Annotated in this window: 10 protein-coding genes and 1 pseudogene; 7 read left to right on the top strand and 4 right to left on the bottom strand. The window is 73.4% G+C overall.

Features of this window, described 5'->3' with window-relative positions; translation table 11 throughout:
- Window positions 1-116 precede the first annotated feature (116 nt).
- Genes ACR9ZG_RS00370 through ACR9ZG_RS00355 form a run of 4 tightly spaced genes read left to right on the top strand, consistent with a single transcriptional unit; the run spans window position 117 to window position 5,278 of the window.
- Complete coding sequence (locus ACR9ZG_RS00370) at window positions 117-1,778, top strand: ABC transporter substrate-binding protein (protein ID WP_481282833.1); 1,662 nt, start codon at window positions 117-119, stop codon at window positions 1,776-1,778.
- A 2-nt stretch (window positions 1,779-1,780) separates the two neighbouring features.
- Window positions 1,781-2,767, top strand: a complete 987-nt coding sequence (locus tag ACR9ZG_RS00365) for an ABC transporter permease (protein ID WP_481282832.1) — start codon at window positions 1,781-1,783, stop codon at window positions 2,765-2,767.
- Entirely contained in the window at window positions 2,764-3,654 is an 891-nt protein-coding gene (locus ACR9ZG_RS00360) for an ABC transporter permease (protein WP_481282831.1), read from the top strand. The genes ACR9ZG_RS00365 and ACR9ZG_RS00360 overlap by 4 nt, the downstream gene beginning before the upstream one ends.
- Window positions 3,647-5,278 carry a dipeptide ABC transporter ATP-binding protein gene (locus ACR9ZG_RS00355; protein WP_481282830.1) on the top strand — a complete coding sequence of 544 codons (1,632 nt, stop codon included), beginning with the start codon at window positions 3,647-3,649 and terminating at the stop codon, window positions 5,276-5,278. Before ACR9ZG_RS00360 ends, ACR9ZG_RS00355 begins: the two co-directional genes overlap by 8 nt.
- A 33-nt stretch (window positions 5,279-5,311) precedes the next feature.
- Here ACR9ZG_RS00355 and ACR9ZG_RS00350 read toward each other — a convergent pair whose 3' ends face one another.
- Together ACR9ZG_RS00350 and nirD are read right to left on the bottom strand one after the other, a co-directional pair.
- Window positions 5,312-6,031, bottom strand: coding sequence for a sirohydrochlorin chelatase (locus tag ACR9ZG_RS00350; RefSeq protein ID WP_481282829.1), 720 nt, complete (start codon window positions 6,029-6,031; stop codon window positions 5,312-5,314).
- Window positions 6,024-6,470, bottom strand: coding sequence for a nitrite reductase small subunit NirD (gene nirD, locus ACR9ZG_RS00345; protein ID WP_481282828.1), 447 nt, complete (start codon window positions 6,468-6,470; stop codon window positions 6,024-6,026). Before nirD ends, ACR9ZG_RS00350 begins: the two co-directional genes overlap by 8 nt.
- Before the next feature lie 220 nt (window positions 6,471-6,690).
- Here nirD and nirB point away from each other — a divergent pair, with 220 nt between their 5' ends.
- Genes nirB through ACR9ZG_RS00330 form a run of 3 tightly spaced genes read left to right on the top strand, consistent with a single transcriptional unit; the run spans window position 6,691 to window position 11,232 of the window.
- On the top strand, window positions 6,691-9,303 hold the full coding sequence (gene nirB / locus ACR9ZG_RS00340; RefSeq protein ID WP_481282827.1) for a nitrite reductase large subunit NirB: 2,613 nt from the start codon (window positions 6,691-6,693) through the stop codon (window positions 9,301-9,303).
- Entirely contained in the window at window positions 9,300-10,100 is an 801-nt protein-coding gene (cobA, locus tag ACR9ZG_RS00335) for a uroporphyrinogen-III C-methyltransferase (RefSeq protein ID WP_481282826.1), read from the top strand. Before nirB ends, cobA begins: the two co-directional genes overlap by 4 nt.
- Before the next feature lies 1 nt (window position 10,101).
- Window positions 10,102-11,232, top strand: coding sequence for a uroporphyrinogen-III synthase (locus tag ACR9ZG_RS00330; protein WP_481282825.1), 1,131 nt, complete (start codon window positions 10,102-10,104; stop codon window positions 11,230-11,232).
- Window positions 11,233-11,326: 94 nt separating this feature from the next.
- Here the strand turns inward: ACR9ZG_RS00330 and ACR9ZG_RS00325 are convergent, their stop codons facing one another.
- The gene (locus tag ACR9ZG_RS00325; protein ID WP_481282824.1) at window positions 11,327-12,901 is read right to left on the bottom strand and encodes an FAD-dependent oxidoreductase; all 1,575 of its coding nucleotides are present in this window, start codon (window positions 12,899-12,901) and stop codon (window positions 11,327-11,329) included.
- A pseudogene (locus ACR9ZG_RS00320) lies at window positions 12,898-14,988 on the bottom strand (molybdopterin oxidoreductase family protein); the annotation flags it as partial. The gene ACR9ZG_RS00325 and the pseudogene ACR9ZG_RS00320, both read right to left, overlap by 4 nt.
- Between the last annotated feature and the right edge of the window lie 33 nt (window positions 14,989-15,021).

Below are 15,021 nucleotides of genomic sequence, written 5' to 3'. Positions count from 1 at the left end.
GCGTCACGTGCCGACGTCACGGTCCGTAAGGAACGTCACAAACCGAAACGCCCGCTCGACCGCGCTTCCCGACCGCCGGGATAGTCGTCGCTCACACCCCGATGAAAGGACGATCGATGGCCTCCTCACCGCTCGAGACCCTCGGCGCACGTGCACTGAACCGGCGCAACTTCTTGGCGTTCTCGGCACTCGGCATCGCGAGCGCCACCCTGCTCGCCGGATGCACCACCGAGAGTTCGGCCGTGCCGGCCGCGGGAGCCGGAGGCGGCACCCTCACCTACCTCGACCCCGAGATCCCGACCTCTGCGCAGGTGCAGGAGTCCGGCACCTGGCAGACGCGCGACCTCATCCAGAACCTCACCGACCGGCTGATCAACCGCAACCCCACGACCTACGAGCTCGAGCCGTGGATCGCCGAGACGTGGACGCAGTCCGCTGACGGCCGCGACTACACGTTCGTGATCCGCGACGGCATCACGTACTCGGACGGCACACCGCTCGATGTCGCCAACGTCAAGAAGAACCTCGAGTGGCAGGTGAACGGCGACAGCAGCAACGGCATCTCGGCGAACAGCCAGTTCCCCCGGGCGATCTCGGTGGCGGTGGATGAGGCGAAGCGCGAGGTGCGCGTCCACCTCGACACCCCGTACGCACCCTTCCTGAACGTGCTGACCTCGTGGAGCGCCGGCCTGGTCGCGAACGCGACGATCGACGCGACGCACGATCAGCAGGTGAAGTACACGAAGCTGATCGGCAGCGGCCCGTTCCGCGTCGCGTCCGAGAAGTACGGCAAGCAGTACGTGCTGGAGCGCCGCTCGGACTACGCCTGGGCGCCGAAGAGCGCGAAGAACCAGGGCGAGTCGAAGCTGCAGAAGATCGTGTGGATCCCCACCGAGGACGACGCCGTCCGGCTGGGGGCGGTCCGGTCCGGCCAGGCCGGCATCCTCCGCTACGTCGAGCCGAAGGACGAGATCGCGCTGGCGAAGCAGAAGTACACGATCATCGCGAAGTCCGGTGTGGGGCTCTCGAACCAGTGGTTCCTGCGCACGACGACGCCGCCGCTCGACGACATCCGCGTACGGCAGGCGCTGTCGCACGCGATCGACCGCGACCGGATCCTGAAGGACATCTACACCGACAGCTGGACCGCGGCGACGAGCGTGCTGTCGCCGCACACCTTCGGCTACAAGGATGTCTCGGCGGCCTTCTCGTACGACCCGAGCGCGGCCGAGAAGCTGCTGACCCAGGCGGGCTGGACCGGCAGGGACTCCGGCGGGTACCGCACGAAGAACGGCACCCGGCTGCACCTCAAGACGTACATCGACGTCTACGACAACACGGCGAACGCGCTGTTCCAGGCCGTGCAGAGCCAGTTCGAACAGCTGGGGATCGAGCTGGAGCTGAACAAGCTGGACTACTCGAGCTACTGGGCGAAGGCCTTCGCCGACAAGGAGGTGGGCTTCCTGCGCGTCGGCTGGCCCCATCCCGACCCCTCCGTCGGGCTGATCGAGTACTACGGCAAGGCGGGCTCCGACCTTCTGGGCCTCAAGGGGGCGGATGCGACGCTCGAGAAGCTGCTGAACGATCAGATCACCGCCGTCGACGACGCGCAGCGCTCGAGCCTGCTCCAGCAGACGCAGGACCACCTGGTCACCGAGAAGGCGTACGTCATCCCCATCCTCAACGACAGCCAGGTGTTCGTCGTCCGGCCAGGGATCACGGGCTTCGAGCTCTCGGACGGCGCGCTCCCGCTGTTCTCGAACGTGAGCGTGCCCTGAGCATGCCCTCCGCCGGTTACATCCTGCGACGGGTCGGGCAGTCCCTCGTCGTCATGTTCATCGTCTACGCGCTGACGTTCGTCGCGCTGTTCGTGCTGCCGGGCGACCCGATCGACAACAAGATCGACAACCCGGTCAACCCGCTCCCGCAATCCACGGCCGACGGCCTGCGCGAGTATTACGACACCGACAAGCCGGCGATCGTGCAGTTCTTCCTGTACTTCTCCCGGCTGGTGCGGGGCGACCTGGGGTATTCGCTCACGAACGGCAAGAGCGTCGCCGACCTGATCGGGCAGGCGCTCAGTCAGACCCTCGCTCTCGCCGGACTCGCGCTGCTGTTCACCGTGGTGCTCTCGCTGGGCATCGCTCTGCTGGCGACGTTCGCGCCATGGAAGCCGCTCCGGGATGCGGCGCGCGCCGTCCCCGTGCTGTCGATCTCCGCCCCGAGCTTCCTGGTGGGCTACGTGCTGATCCTCGTGTTCTCGTTCCAGCTCGGCTGGGTCTCGTCGATCACCGATCAAGGGTTCGTCTCGCTGATCCTGCCGGCCCTCACCCTGGCTTTCGCCTCGAGCGGCGCACTCAGCCAGGTGCTGATCCAGGGCCTCGGGGACGCGTCCACGCAGCCGTTCGTGACCGTCCTGACCGCGAAGGGCGTCTCGCCGAGCGGGATCGCGCTCCGGCACGTCCTGAAGAACGGCGCCATCCCGTCCATCACGCTGCTCGCACTCATCGTCGGCGACCTGCTCGCCGGTTCTGTGATCGTCGAGACGGTGTTCAACCGCACGGGCCTCGGCTACTTCACCTACACGAGCGTGCGCGACCAGGACACCCCGACGATCGAGGCGATCGTGCTCATCGTCTCGGCCGTCTACCTGGCCATCAACCTGATCACCGACCTCGCCTACCCGGTGCTCGACCCGCGGATCGTCGCGTCGGCGCCGCGTGACGGGCGGCGGCGGGCGAAGAAGACCGCGGAGGTGCACGCATGACGAGGACCATCCTCACCACCGGACCCGGCATCGCCGGACGGCGGCCGGGCGGATCGCCGCTCGCACCATTCCTGCGCCGGCTCGTACGCCGCCTCGGCTGGGTCGACGGGATCGCCATCGCCCTGCTCCTCGTGCTGGTGGCAGCCCTGGTCGCGCCCGGCCTGCTCGCCCCGGACGACCCGCTCGCGGGCGATCAGGCGAACATCCTGGCCGCCCCGAGCGCGCAGCACTGGCTCGGCACGGACTACCTGGGCCGCGACCTCTGGGCGCGCATCGTCCACGGGACCGGCCGGACCCTGCTCGGTTCGGCGGTCGCCGTCGTGGTCGGACTCGGCATCGGCACATTCCTCGGTCTCGTCGCGGCCGCGGCCGGCGGGGCCGTGGATGCGGTCATCAGCCGCGTCGTCGACGCGCTGCTGTCCATCCCGGGCCTCCTGCTGGCCATGGTCGTGGTCGTCTCGCTCGGCTTCGGCAGTCTCAACGCGGCCGTCGCTGTCGGCGTCTCGTCGGTCGCCACCTTCACCCGCGTCATGCGGTCGCAGGTGCTGACGGTCACGAACCTGCCGTTCGTGGAGGCGTCCGGCCACATCGGCGGTCGTCCCTCCTACGTGCTCTGGCGGCACGTCTTCCCGAACTCGTTCTCGGCCGTGCTCTCACTCGCCGCCCTGCAGTTCGGCACGGCGATCCTGTGGATCTCGGCGCTCAGCTTCCTCGGCTACGGGGCCCCGCCGCCCCAGCCGGAGTGGGGGCTCCTCGTCTCGGAGGGCCGCCAGTACATCACCTCGTCGCCCTGGCTGGTGGTCTTCCCCAGCATCGCGATCGCGCTCACGGTGTGGGCGATCAACCAGCTCAGCAGCACCGCGCGGAATGGACGGACCCGTGACTGAACAACTCCCCCTCCTCGCCGTCTCCGGCCTGCGTGTCGCGTACGGCTCCGGCCGTCGTGCCACCGAGGTCGTGCGCGACGTCGGCTTCACCCTCGGCCGCGGCGAGACCCTCGCGTTGGTCGGCCAGTCGGGCTCCGGCAAGACCACGATCGCCCGGGCGGTCTCGGGGCTCCTGCCCGCCGGAGGCCGGGTCACGTCCGGTCGCGTGGAGCTCGCCGGCACCGACGTGACGCACTTCCGGCCTCGCGACTGGCGTCCGCTGCGGGGAACGACGATCGGCTACGTGCCGCAGGACCCGTTGAGCTCGCTCGACCCGCTGCAGCGCATCGGCGATCAGCTGGGCGAGGCCATCCGCGTCGGGCGGCGCGGACTCGGTCGCGCCGAGGCGCGCGACCGCGCCATCGAGTTGCTCGACCGGGTCGGCATCGCCGATCCCGGGCAGCGGCTCGGGTCGTACCCGCACGAGCTCTCGGGCGGCCAGCTGCAGCGTGTGCTCATCGCGACCGCCATCGCGGCCGATCCCGTGTTCCTGATCGCCGACGAGCCGACGAGCGCTCTCGACGTCACGGTGCAGAAGCGCATCCTCGACCTCATCGACGAGCTCCGCGCGGAGCGCGGCCTGGGCGTGCTGTTCATCACTCACGACCTGGCGCTCGCCTCCGAGCGCAGCGACCACGTCGCCGTGCTGAACGGAGGCGACCTCCTCGAGCACAGGCGCGTGGAGCACCTCCTCGCGGGGGCCCAGCACGAGTACACGCAGCGCCTGTTCCTGGACGTGCCCGCAGCGGCGCCCGACAAGTACGCGCATCGACGGCTCCTCGCCGCCGTCGAACGCGAACCCGTCGTCAGCGTGCGCGGGCTGGGCAAGGTCTTCCCGCCGCGTTCCGCCAAGGGCACGGAGGTCGTGGCCCTCGACGACGTGTCGCTCGACGTCTCCGATGGCTCGGTCCACGCGGTGGTCGGTGAATCCGGGTCGGGAAAGACGACGCTGGCGCGGATCGTCGCCGGGCTCACGTCGTACACGTCCGGAGCCGTCGCGGTGCACGGGCGCGAGGTCGCACGCGATCCCGCCCCCTTCAACCAGCGCCCGGAGGACCTCCTGCTCGTCTACCAGAACGCGCTCGCCGCGGTCGATCCGCGGTTCACCGTCGGCCAGATCATCGCCGAACCGCTCCGGATCGCAGGGGGCTCGACCGCTCGCGCCCGGCATGCCCGCGTCATCGAGGCGCTCGATGCGGTCGCGCTGCCCACGTCGGTCCTCGGGCGCCGCGCGATCGAGCTCTCGGGCGGCCAGCGGCAACGCGTGGCCCTCGCCCGCAGCCTCGTCGTCGCGCCGCGCATCCTGGTGCTGGACGAGCCGACCTCGGCCCTCGACGTGAGCGTCCAGGCGCAGATCGTCGATCTGCTGTTCCACCTCCGCGAGGAACGGAGCCTGACCTACCTCTTCATCTCGCACGATCTCGGACTCGTGCAGCAGATCGCCGACGATGTGACCGTGCTCAGCCGGGGCAGGCTGGTCGAATCGGGGCCGGCAGCGGAGCTGTTCGCCCGGCCGCAGCATCCGTACACGCAGGAGCTGCTGGAGGCCGTGCCGGGGAGGTCGTTGTTCGAGCGGAGCGCCTGAGGCTCCCGTCCGCGTGCGTGTCGGCCGCGCCGCTCAGTGCGCCGGCACCGGGGCCAGCGCCTCCACCCGGTCGAGGACCACGTCCACCAGCTCCTGCGGCGTCGACTCGGGCGTGAGCAGCGGGGCGGTGACGACGTCGGCTCCCGCCTGCTCCGCGAGTGTGGCGAAGTAGCCGGGCGCGAGGAGGTACGTCGCGATCAGCACCCGGGCTCCCGGCGTGCGGTGCCGTGCGGTGGCGACCGCGTCCGGGAGGGACGGTGCGGCGGCGGAGATGAATCCGACCGTCACCGGCGCGGCCAGGCGACCGGCGAGGAGGGCGGCGGTGCGGTGGCAGTCGGCGACCGCACGCGCGTCGGTCGAGCCGGCCGCCGCCAGGACGACCTCGTCGCCGGGGCGGTAGCCGGCCTCCACGAGACGGGTGGCCAGCACCTGGACGAGCCGGAGGTCCGGGCCGAGCGCCGGGGCCACCGTCGCGGGCACGGGGGAGGCGGCGGCCGTGTCGGCCAGGTCGACGAAGACGTGGAAGCCGGCCGAGAGCAGCAGCGGCACGATGACCGCCCGGTCGGCCTGCGCCGAGGCGGAGGCGAGGGCGGTGGGGACGTCCGGCTGCTCCACGTCCACGTGGCAGCCGAGGACGGGGATCGGCAGCGCACGAGCGACCGCGTCCACGAGGTTGCGCACCGCCCGCTGGCCCTCCGGCGACGCGGTGCCGTGGGAGGCGAGCACGGCCGCGGTGGCGGCGCGCTCAGTCATCGCCGACCTCGATCTCGATGAAGCCGCCGACGATGCGGGTGCGGAAGGTCGTGAGGGCGAGGGAGGGGTCGCTGAAGCACTCGCCGGTGCCCAGGTCGTACACCTCCTTGTGCAGCGGGGAGGCCACGGTGGGCCGGTCGCCGCGCGAGCCGACGATGCCGCGGGCCATCACGGGGGCGCCGCCGGCCGCCGGGTCCTCGTGCGAGACGGCGTAGACCTCGCGCGGGCCGAGCAGGAAGACGGCGATCTGGCGCATCCTCAGCAGCACGGCTTCGCCCCACGTGGGCTCCAGGTCGTCGACCCGGCAGGCGCGCAGCCAGGTCGCGCGCCCGGCCGCGAACCGCTCGAACTCGGCGCGTTCGGCCGTGCCGCGGTCGGCCGCGCCGCCGACGGCCGAGCCTCCTCCTGCCGCCAGCACGTCATTCCCGGTTATCGTCATGCTCCGACGCTAGAGCGCGGATGTTTCGGGAGGCGGCGCGCGCTGTAACGTCCGCGTGACACCCGCCTCACACCCGCGCCCCGTCCGTGTGCGGCCCGTGTTAACGCCCGGTTACACCGCCGAAACGGTCGGGAAACCGCCCGCACCTACGCTCGGAAGGCACCAGGCAGCGACGTCCGCCCTGGTGCGGCGCCAGCCGCCGGACGGGGAAGGGGCCCGCATGACGACCGAACGCACGCTGATCGTGGGGGGCGGACCCGCCGCCCACCGACTGGTCGACGCCCTGGTCTCGCGCGGCGCGGAGAGCAGCACCGACCACTCCGGCGCCCACCGCTCCATCGTCGTCCTCGCCGAGGAGCCGTACCTCCCGTACGACCGCGTGCAGCTGAGCAAGCGGCTCGCGGACGGCGCCGTCGACCTGACGCTGGAGCCGGTGGCCCACTGGTCGGACGCGGGGGTCGAGCTGCGCATCGGCGAGGCCGTCACGGCGATCGACCGCGCCGCGCGGACCGTCACCACGAGCTCCGGAGCCGTGCTGGGCTACGACCAGCTCGTGCTCGCGACCGGCTCGTCCGCTCCGGTGCCGGACATCCCCGGGGCCGAGGCGTGCCGCGTCTACCGCACCATCGACGACGTCGACGCCCTCGTGGCCGAGGTGGCCGACCTGCGCGAGCGGCTCGGCCGGGCCCCGCGGGTCGCGGTCGCCGGCGGCGGGCTGCTGGGGCTGGAGGCGGCGGGAGGCGTCGCGGCGCTCGGTGCGGAGGCGGTCATCATCCACTCGGGCGGCTGGCTCATGTCGGCGCAGCTGGACGAGGGCGCCGGGCAGGCGCTCGGGCGGCTCATCGCGGCGCGCGGGATCGACCTGCACCTCGGCACCCGGCCGCGCGAGATCCTGCGGGGCGACGACGGGCTCCCGACGGCGGTGCGCTGCGCGGACGGACGCACGGTGCCGGCCGACATCGTGGTGTTCGCGATCGGCATCCGCGCCCGCGACGAGCTGGCCAGGGCGGCGGGGATCGAGACGGTCGACCGCGGCGGGATCGTCGTGGACGAGGCGTGCCGCACCTCCGACCCGGCCGTGTGGGCCATCGGCGAGGTCGCCGCGATCGACGGGCGGACCGTCGGACTGGTGGCGCCCGCGAACGCGATGGCGGAGACGGTCGCCGACCGCCTGCTCGGCGGCGACGCGACCTTCACCACGGTGGACGACGCGACCAAGCTCAAGCTCTCCGGAGTCGACGTCGCGAGCTTCGGCGACGCGCTCGCCGCGGCGCCGGGCGCGCTGGAGATCGTCTACGCCGACCCGGCACGCGGCCTGTACCAGAAGCTCGTCGTGAGCGACGACGCCAAGACGCTGCTCGGCGGCGTCTTCGTGGGCGACGCGGCGCCGTACTCCAGCCTGCGACCGCTGCTCGGCCGCGAGCTCGACGCGGAGCCGGCGGCCTACCTCTCCGCCGCCGGAGCCGAGCCTCCCGCGGGCGGGGCGCTGCCCGACGACGCCCTCGTCTGCTCCTGCAACAACGTCACGGTGGGGACCGTGCGCGGCGCCGTCGCCGACGACGGCTGCCACGACCTCGGCGAGCTCAAGGCCTGCACCAGGGCGGGGACGCAATGCGGCTCGTGCGTCCCGCTGGTGAAGAAGATCCTGGAGGCCGAGCTCACCCGCACAGGCGCAACGGTGTCGCATGCGCTGTGCGAGCACTTCGAGCTCTCGCGCCAGGAGCTGTTCGAGTCCATCCGGGTGCTCGAGCTCACCAGCTGGGAGGAGACGGTCGGCCGCCTGGGCACCGGGCTCGGCTGCGACATCTGCAAGCCGGCGGTCGCCTCCATCCTGGCCAGCCAGCACAACGGCCATCCGCTCGACGGCGGCCGCGGTCCGCTGCAGGACACCAACGACCGCGCCCTCGCGAACATGCAGAAGGACGGCACGTACTCGGTGGTGCCGCGGATCCCGGGCGGCGAGATCACCCCGCAGAAGCTCGCGGTGATCGCCGAGGTCGCGACCGAGTACGGCCTCTACACGAAGATCACCGGCGGCCAGCGCATCGACATGTTCGGCGCGCGGCTCGACCAGCTGCCCGACATCTGGCGCCGGCTGGTCGACGCCGGGTTCGAGTCGGGCCAGGCCTACGGCAAGGCGCTGCGCAACGTGAAGAGCTGCGTCGGCTCCACCTGGTGCCGGTTCGGCGTGCAGGACTCGGTCGGCATGGCCGTCGACCTGGAGCTGCGCTACCGCGGGCTCAGGGCGCCGCACAAGTTCAAGTTCGGCGTCTCCGGCTGCGCCCGCGAGTGCGCGGAGGCCCGGGGCAAGGACGTCGGCGTGATCGCCACCGACAAGGGCTGGAACCTGTACGTCGGCGGCAACGGCGGCTTCCAGCCCGCCCACGCCCAGCTGCTCGCCTCCGACCTCGACGACGAGACGCTGGTCCGCTACATCGACCGCTACCTCATGTACTACATCCGCACGGCCGACCGGCTGCAGCGCACGGCCCGCTGGATGGAGGACCTCGAGGGCGGCATCGACCACGTGCGCGCGGTCGTCGTGGAGGACTCGCTCGGGCTCGGCGCCGAGCTGGAGGCGGCGATGGCCAAGCACATCGACACGTACGAGGACGAGTGGGCGGCGACGCTGCGCGACCCCGAGCGGCTGCGGCGCTTCCGCTCGTTCGTGAACGCGCCCGGCACGCCGGACCCCTCCGTGGCGCGGGTCGAGGAGCGCGGGCAGCTGCGCCCCGCGACCGAGGAGGAGCGCCGGGCGGGCCTCGCTACCGGGCCGGTGCTCGTGGCCGGGGCGAGCCTCCCGGTCCGGGGCAGGGACGAGGTGGACGCATGAACGCGGACCGGACGAACCCGGACCGGACCACCGTCGGCTCGGTCACCCTGGTGGGCGGCGGGCCCGGCGATCCCGACCTGCTGACCGTCGCGGCCGTGCGGGCGCTCGCCGCGGCCGACGTGGTGCTCTACGACCGCCTGGCGCCGCACGAGACGCTGGTCGAGCTCGCTCCGCGCGCCCGCCTGATCGACGTCGGCAAGCAGCCGGGGCACCACCCCATCCCGCAGGGCGAGATCGAGCGGCTGCTGGTCGAGCACGCGCTGGCGGGCGCGACCGTGGTGCGGCTCAAGGGCGGCGACCCGTTCGTCTTCGGCCGGGGCGGCGAGGAGGCCGAGGCCTGCCGTCGCGCCGGCGTCCCGGTGCGGGTGGTGCCGGGAGTGACGAGCGCGATCGCGGTGCCCGGCGCGGCCGGCATCCCGGTCACCCACCGCGGCGTGAGCCGGCTGTTCACCGTCGTCTCCGGGCACGCGCCGCTCTCGCCCGGCGAGCTGGAGCACCTGGCCGGCCTGGGCGGCACGATCGTCATCCTCATGGGCATCACGAACCTCCCGTCGATCTCGGCGGGCCTCGCGCGCTTCGGCATGGACCCGGAGATGCCCGTCGCGATCGTCGAGCGCGGCTTCTCGTCGCGGCAGCGCACCACCTTCGGCGAGCTGCGGACGATCCTCACCGAGTCGGCCAGGGCGGGAGTCTCCTCGCCCGCCGTCGTGGTGATCGGCGAGGTGGTCGCGCTCGCCCGCGACGGCGACGCCGCGGCTGCGGCGGCGCTCGCGGACGCGGCGGCGGCGGGAGGCTGAGATGACGGACGACAGGGGCGCGGCTCCCGCCTTCCGCCCGGATCAGCTCGCGGGCTTCCGCATCGGCGTGACCAGCGACCGCCGCTCGGCCGACCTCATCGACGCCTTCGAGCGGCGCGGTGCCACGGTGCTGCACGCGCCGACGGTGCAGATGCAGCACGCGCACGACGACGCTCCCGTCATCGCCGACACCGAGAGCATCATCGCGGCGCTGCCCGACCTCCTCCTCGCCACGACCAGCTACGGGATGCGGCGCTGGTTCGAGGTCGCCGACTCAGCCGGTCTCGGCGAGGACCTGCAGCGCGTGCTCGCCGGCGCGACCATCCTGGTGCGCGGCCCGAAGGCGCGCGGCGCGGTGCGCGCGGCGGGCCTCGACGACGCGGGGATGAGCGACGAGGAGACGACGGCCTCCCTGGTGAGCAAGGTCATCGCCGAGCATCCCGCCGGTCGCACCGTCGCCGTGCAGCTGCACGGCCAGACGGACGAGGGCCAGCTGCAGCGGCTGCGGGACGCGGGGCACAGCGTGCTCGCGGTCGCGCCGTACTCGTGGTCGGTCGCCGACGACGGCGACGAACGCGTGACCCGCCTCGTGGAGGCGATCGCCGCCCGCCAGCTCGACTGCGTGACCTTCACCAGCGCCCCGGCGGTCGACGGGCTCTTCTGCGCGGCGCTCGCCCGCGGCCGGTACACCGAGCTGGTCGACGCGCTGAGGAGCGACGTGGTCGCCGCGACCGTCGGCCCGGTGACCTCGGCGCCGCTGATCGGCGTCGGCGTGACGCCGCTGCAGCCCGACCGATACCGCATGGGCGCGCTGATCCGGCTCGTCTGCGAGCACCTGGAGGCGCAGGCCACCCGGCGCGTGACGACCCGGCACGGCGACGTCGAGCTGCGCGGCAGCCTGGCGATCGTCGACGGGATGCCCGTGCGGCTCACCCCGGCGTCGCTCTCGCTGTTCCGCGCCCTGGTGGCGGCGAACGGCGCGGTGGTCTCGCGCCACGAGCTCGCCGTCGCATTGGCCGGGGAGAACGACGAGCACGCGATGGAGGTCTCGCTCAGCAGGCTGCGGCAGAGCCTCGCGACGCCCGGCCTGGTCGCGACCGTCGTCAAGCGCGGGTACCGGCTCGACGTCTGAGCGGCGGCGCTGCTGGTGCCGCCGAGGATCCCGGCGCCGATCGTCCCGCCGCCGCTCACCCGGCCGCCGCTCACTCTGCTGCTCATCCCGCCGCTCACCCCGCCGCCGATGCCGCCGCCGCGAGGATGGCCGCGATGCGCCCCTTGCAGCCGCCGCACCCGGTGCCCGCCCTGGTGTCGCGGCCGACGCACTCCACCGAGTCGCTGCCCGCCGCGACGGCCTCGCCGATGCGGCCGGCCGTCACGCCGTTGCACCAGCAGACGGTCGCGTCGGGTCCGAGGGGGTCGGCCGCAGGCAGCGCGCCCGCGTCGGCGGCGTCGAGCCGGAGGAGTGCCGACGGCTCGGCGGGCAGGGCGGCGCCGCGCTCGAAGAGCAGCGTGAGCTCGGCCCCGGCATGCGGGAGCCCGACCGAGACGAAGCCCGTGAGCGCCCCGTCGCGGACCACGGTCTTGAGGTACGCGGCGCGGGCGGGGTCGAGCCACACCGTGACCTGCGCGTCGGCGTCCCACGGCTCCGCCGCGTGGTCGCCGCCGGAGACGACATCGATCCCGGTGGCCTTCAGCATCACGGCGGTGGAGCGCTCGCGGAGGGCGACCACGGCGTCCGGCCCGGCCGCTCCGCCGGCGGCCTCTGCGCGCAGCCGCCGGGCCAGCGCGGCCGCCTGTCGCCATCCCGGCCCGATCAGGCCGCTGGGCGCACCGGGGACCCGTCCGTCCGGCCCCGCGTCCTCGGGGGAGGCGACCTGGGCGCAGTCGCCGATGGCGAACACGTCGGGGTCGCTCCAGCTGCGGAGCTCCTCGTCGACGAGGATGCCGGCCGAGCAGGCCAGCTCCGCCGCGGCGGCCAGCTCGATCCGCGGGCCGACCCCGCAGGAGAGGACCAGCAGGTCGCCGGGGATGTACGTGCCGTCGGCGCAGCCGACGCCGTCGAAGGCGCGGCCCGCCTCGTCGTCGCGGAAGCCGATGCTCTCGGCGCGTGCGTGCGCGGCCATGCCGATCCCGAGCGCCTTGGCCGAGCGCGTCAGCATGCGCCCTCCCGCCTCGTCGAGGTTGCGGGCCATCGGCGTCGGCCCGTGGTGCACCACCACGACCCGGGCGCCGTGCTCGGCGGCGAGCAGGGCGAACTCCATCCCGAGCACGCCCGCGCCGAGCACCACGATCGTGCCGCCGCCCGCGACGACCGGCGCGACCGCGTCGGCGTCGGCGAGGTCGCGGAGCGCGACCACCCCGCGCGGGAGGGGACGTGGCCCCCGATCGAGCTCGGGCGCCGGCTCGGCGAGCCGCTCGCGGCGCGCGTGCTGCAGGCCGTCGAGCGTCGGGATGTTGGCACGTGCGCCCGTCGCCAGCACCAGCCGGTCGTACGGAAGCTCGGCGCCGCTGCCCAGCAGCACCCGCTGCTGCACCCGGTCGATCCGCACCGCCACGTCGCCGAGGCGTACGTCGACGCCCGCCTCCCGGGCTGCCTCGGTGTCGGTCAGGTCGAGGCGGTCGCGGGAGGCGGCTCCCACCGCGTACTCCGCGATCAGGACGCGGTTGTAGGCGTCCTCGTCCTCGGCGCCGACGACGACGAGGGAGGCCTGGCCGGCGGTCACCGCGGGGAGCAGCTCCTCCACCAGGCGCGCCCCCACCGGCCCGTAGCCGATCAGGACGATGCGCAGCGGTCTCGTCACGCGATCCCCTCTCGCGTGGCCTCGACGGTGACGAGCGTGCGCTTGAACTCGGGCATCGCCGAGATCGGGTCGACGGCGCCCTCCGTGAGCAGGTTGGCGCACTGCCTCCCACCGAAGTGGAAGGGCAGGAACACCGTGTCGATCCGCATCCCGTCGCTCAGCTGCGCGACCGCCGTCACCGTGCCCCGCGCGTTGCGCACGCGCACAGGGTCGCCGTCGCCGATGCCGAGGCGGGCCGCCGTGGCCGGGTGCAGCTCCGCCCGCGCCTCCGGCTGGGCGGCGACGAGTTCCGGGACGCGCCGCGTCTGAGCGCCGGACTGATAGTGCTCCAGCAGCCGCCCGGTGATGAGGGTGAGGGCGCCCGGCGTCCGGCCCGTGTCGAGCTCGCGCGGCCGCACCGCCACCAGCCGGGCACGGCCGTCGTCATGGCCGAAGCGGTCGAGGAAGAGCCGCGGCGTGCCCGCCGACCCCGCGGGGTACGGCCAGTGCGCGGCCTCGTCCCTCGAGGACAGCTCGTCCAGGCGGGCGTGGCTGAGGCCCGAGTAGTCGGCGATGCCTCCGGCGGAGGCCCGTGCCAGCTCGTCGAAGACGGCGGCAGGGTCGGTGGGCCACGCCGACGGGGCTCCCAGCCGTGCGGCGAGCTCGGCCAGGATGCGCAGCTCGCTCCGCACGCCCTCCGGAGCGTCCAGCGCTCGCCGCCTGCGGAGCACCCGTCCCTCGAGGTTCGTCATCGTCCCCTCCTCCTCCGCCCACTGCGTCACCGGGAGCACGACGTCGGCCAGCGCCGCCGTCTCGGAGAGCACGAAGTCGCTGACCACCAGGAGGTCGAGCGAGCGCAGCCCGGCGCGGATGGCGCCGGCGTCGGGCCCGGAGACCACGACGTTGGAGCCGTGCACGAGCAGCGCGCGCACACCGCTCGGCCGGCCCAGCATCCCGAGCAGCTCGACCGCGGGGACGCCCGGACCGGGCAGCGAGTCCGGCTCGACACCCCAGACCGCGGCGACCGCGGCGCGCGCGGCCGGGTCGGCGATCTTCCGGTACCCCGGCAGCTGGTCGCACTTCTGGCCGTGCTCCCGGCCGCCCTGACCGTTGCCCTGCCCGGTGAGCGTGCCGTAGCCCGACCCGCGGCGACCGACGAGGCCCAGGACGAGCGCGAGGTTGATCGCGGCCGTCGCGGTGTCGGTGCCGTCGACGTGCTGCTCCACCCCGCGTCCGGTGAGGATGTACGTGCCGCGCCCGCGGGCGAGCCGCCGCGCGACCTCCCGCAGCTGTGCGACCGGGACGCCCGTGTGCTCCTGCACCCGCTCCGGCCACCAGGGCGCGACCGACCGGCGGACGGCGTCGAAGCCGGTCGTGCGCTCCGCGAGATACGTCTCGTCGGCCAGGCCCTCGGCGAGGACGACGTGGAGGAGTCCCAGCAGCACCGTCAGGTCCGTCCCGGGAGCGGGCTGCACGTGCACCCCGCCGCCCTCGTCCGTGAGCTGCGCGGTCTGGGAGCGCCGCGGGTCGACCACGATCAGGCCGCCCGCCGCGCGGGCGCCCGCGAGGTGCCCGATGAAGGGCGGCATGGTCGCCGCGACGTTCGACCCCAGAAGCAGGATGGTGTCCGCGTCGTCGAGGTCGGTCACCGGGAACGGCATCCCGCGGTCGATGCCGAAGGCGCGGGTCCCGGCGGCCGCGGCGGACGCCATGCAGAACCGGCCGTTGTAGTCGATGCGGGAGGTGCCGAGCGCCACCCGGGCGAACTTGCCCAGCAGGTACGCCTTCTCGTTGGTGAGCCCGCCGCCGCCGAAGACGCCGACCGCGTCCGGTCCGTCCTCACGCCGGATCGCGGTGAGCCGGTCCGCCACCAGCGTGAGCGCCTCCTCCCACGTCGCCGGCCGCAGCTCGCCGTCGCGGCGGACCAGCGGCGTCGTCAACCGGTCCGGCGCCGCCAGCAGCTCGGCGGAGGTCCAGCCCTTCTTGCAGAGGCCGCCGCGGTTGGTGGGGAACATCCTCCCCGCCACCGTCACCGGGGTCGCCGCGGCCGGGTCGGGCGTCAGCGTCATCGCGCACTGGAGGGCGCAGTACGGGCAGTGGGTGGCGGCGGGCCGGTGGAGGGCTGTCTCTTATACACATCT

The organism is Leifsonia sp. KNZ12-8B, from assembly GCF_056755495.1.
This window is presented reverse-complemented; position numbering and strand designations above follow the sequence as displayed.

Coding starts and splice junctions, on each gene's coding strand:
- ACR9ZG_RS00350 (WP_481282829.1), bottom strand. CDS start 6,031: ATGACTGAGCGCGCCGCCACCGCGGCCGTGCTCGCCTCCCACGGCACC.
- nirB (WP_481282827.1), top strand. CDS start 6,691: ATGACGACCGAACGCACGCTGATCGTGGGGGGCGGACCCGCCGCCCAC.
- cobA (WP_481282826.1), top strand. CDS start 9,300: ATGAACGCGGACCGGACGAACCCGGACCGGACCACCGTCGGCTCGGTC.
- ACR9ZG_RS00330 (WP_481282825.1), top strand. CDS start 10,102: ATGACGGACGACAGGGGCGCGGCTCCCGCCTTCCGCCCGGATCAGCTC.
- ACR9ZG_RS00360 (WP_481282831.1), top strand. CDS start 2,764: ATGACGAGGACCATCCTCACCACCGGACCCGGCATCGCCGGACGGCGG.
- ACR9ZG_RS00365 (WP_481282832.1), top strand. CDS start 1,781: ATGCCCTCCGCCGGTTACATCCTGCGACGGGTCGGGCAGTCCCTCGTC.
- ACR9ZG_RS00370 (WP_481282833.1), top strand. CDS start 117: ATGGCCTCCTCACCGCTCGAGACCCTCGGCGCACGTGCACTGAACCGG.
- nirD (WP_481282828.1), bottom strand. CDS start 6,470: ATGACGATAACCGGGAATGACGTGCTGGCGGCAGGAGGAGGCTCGGCC.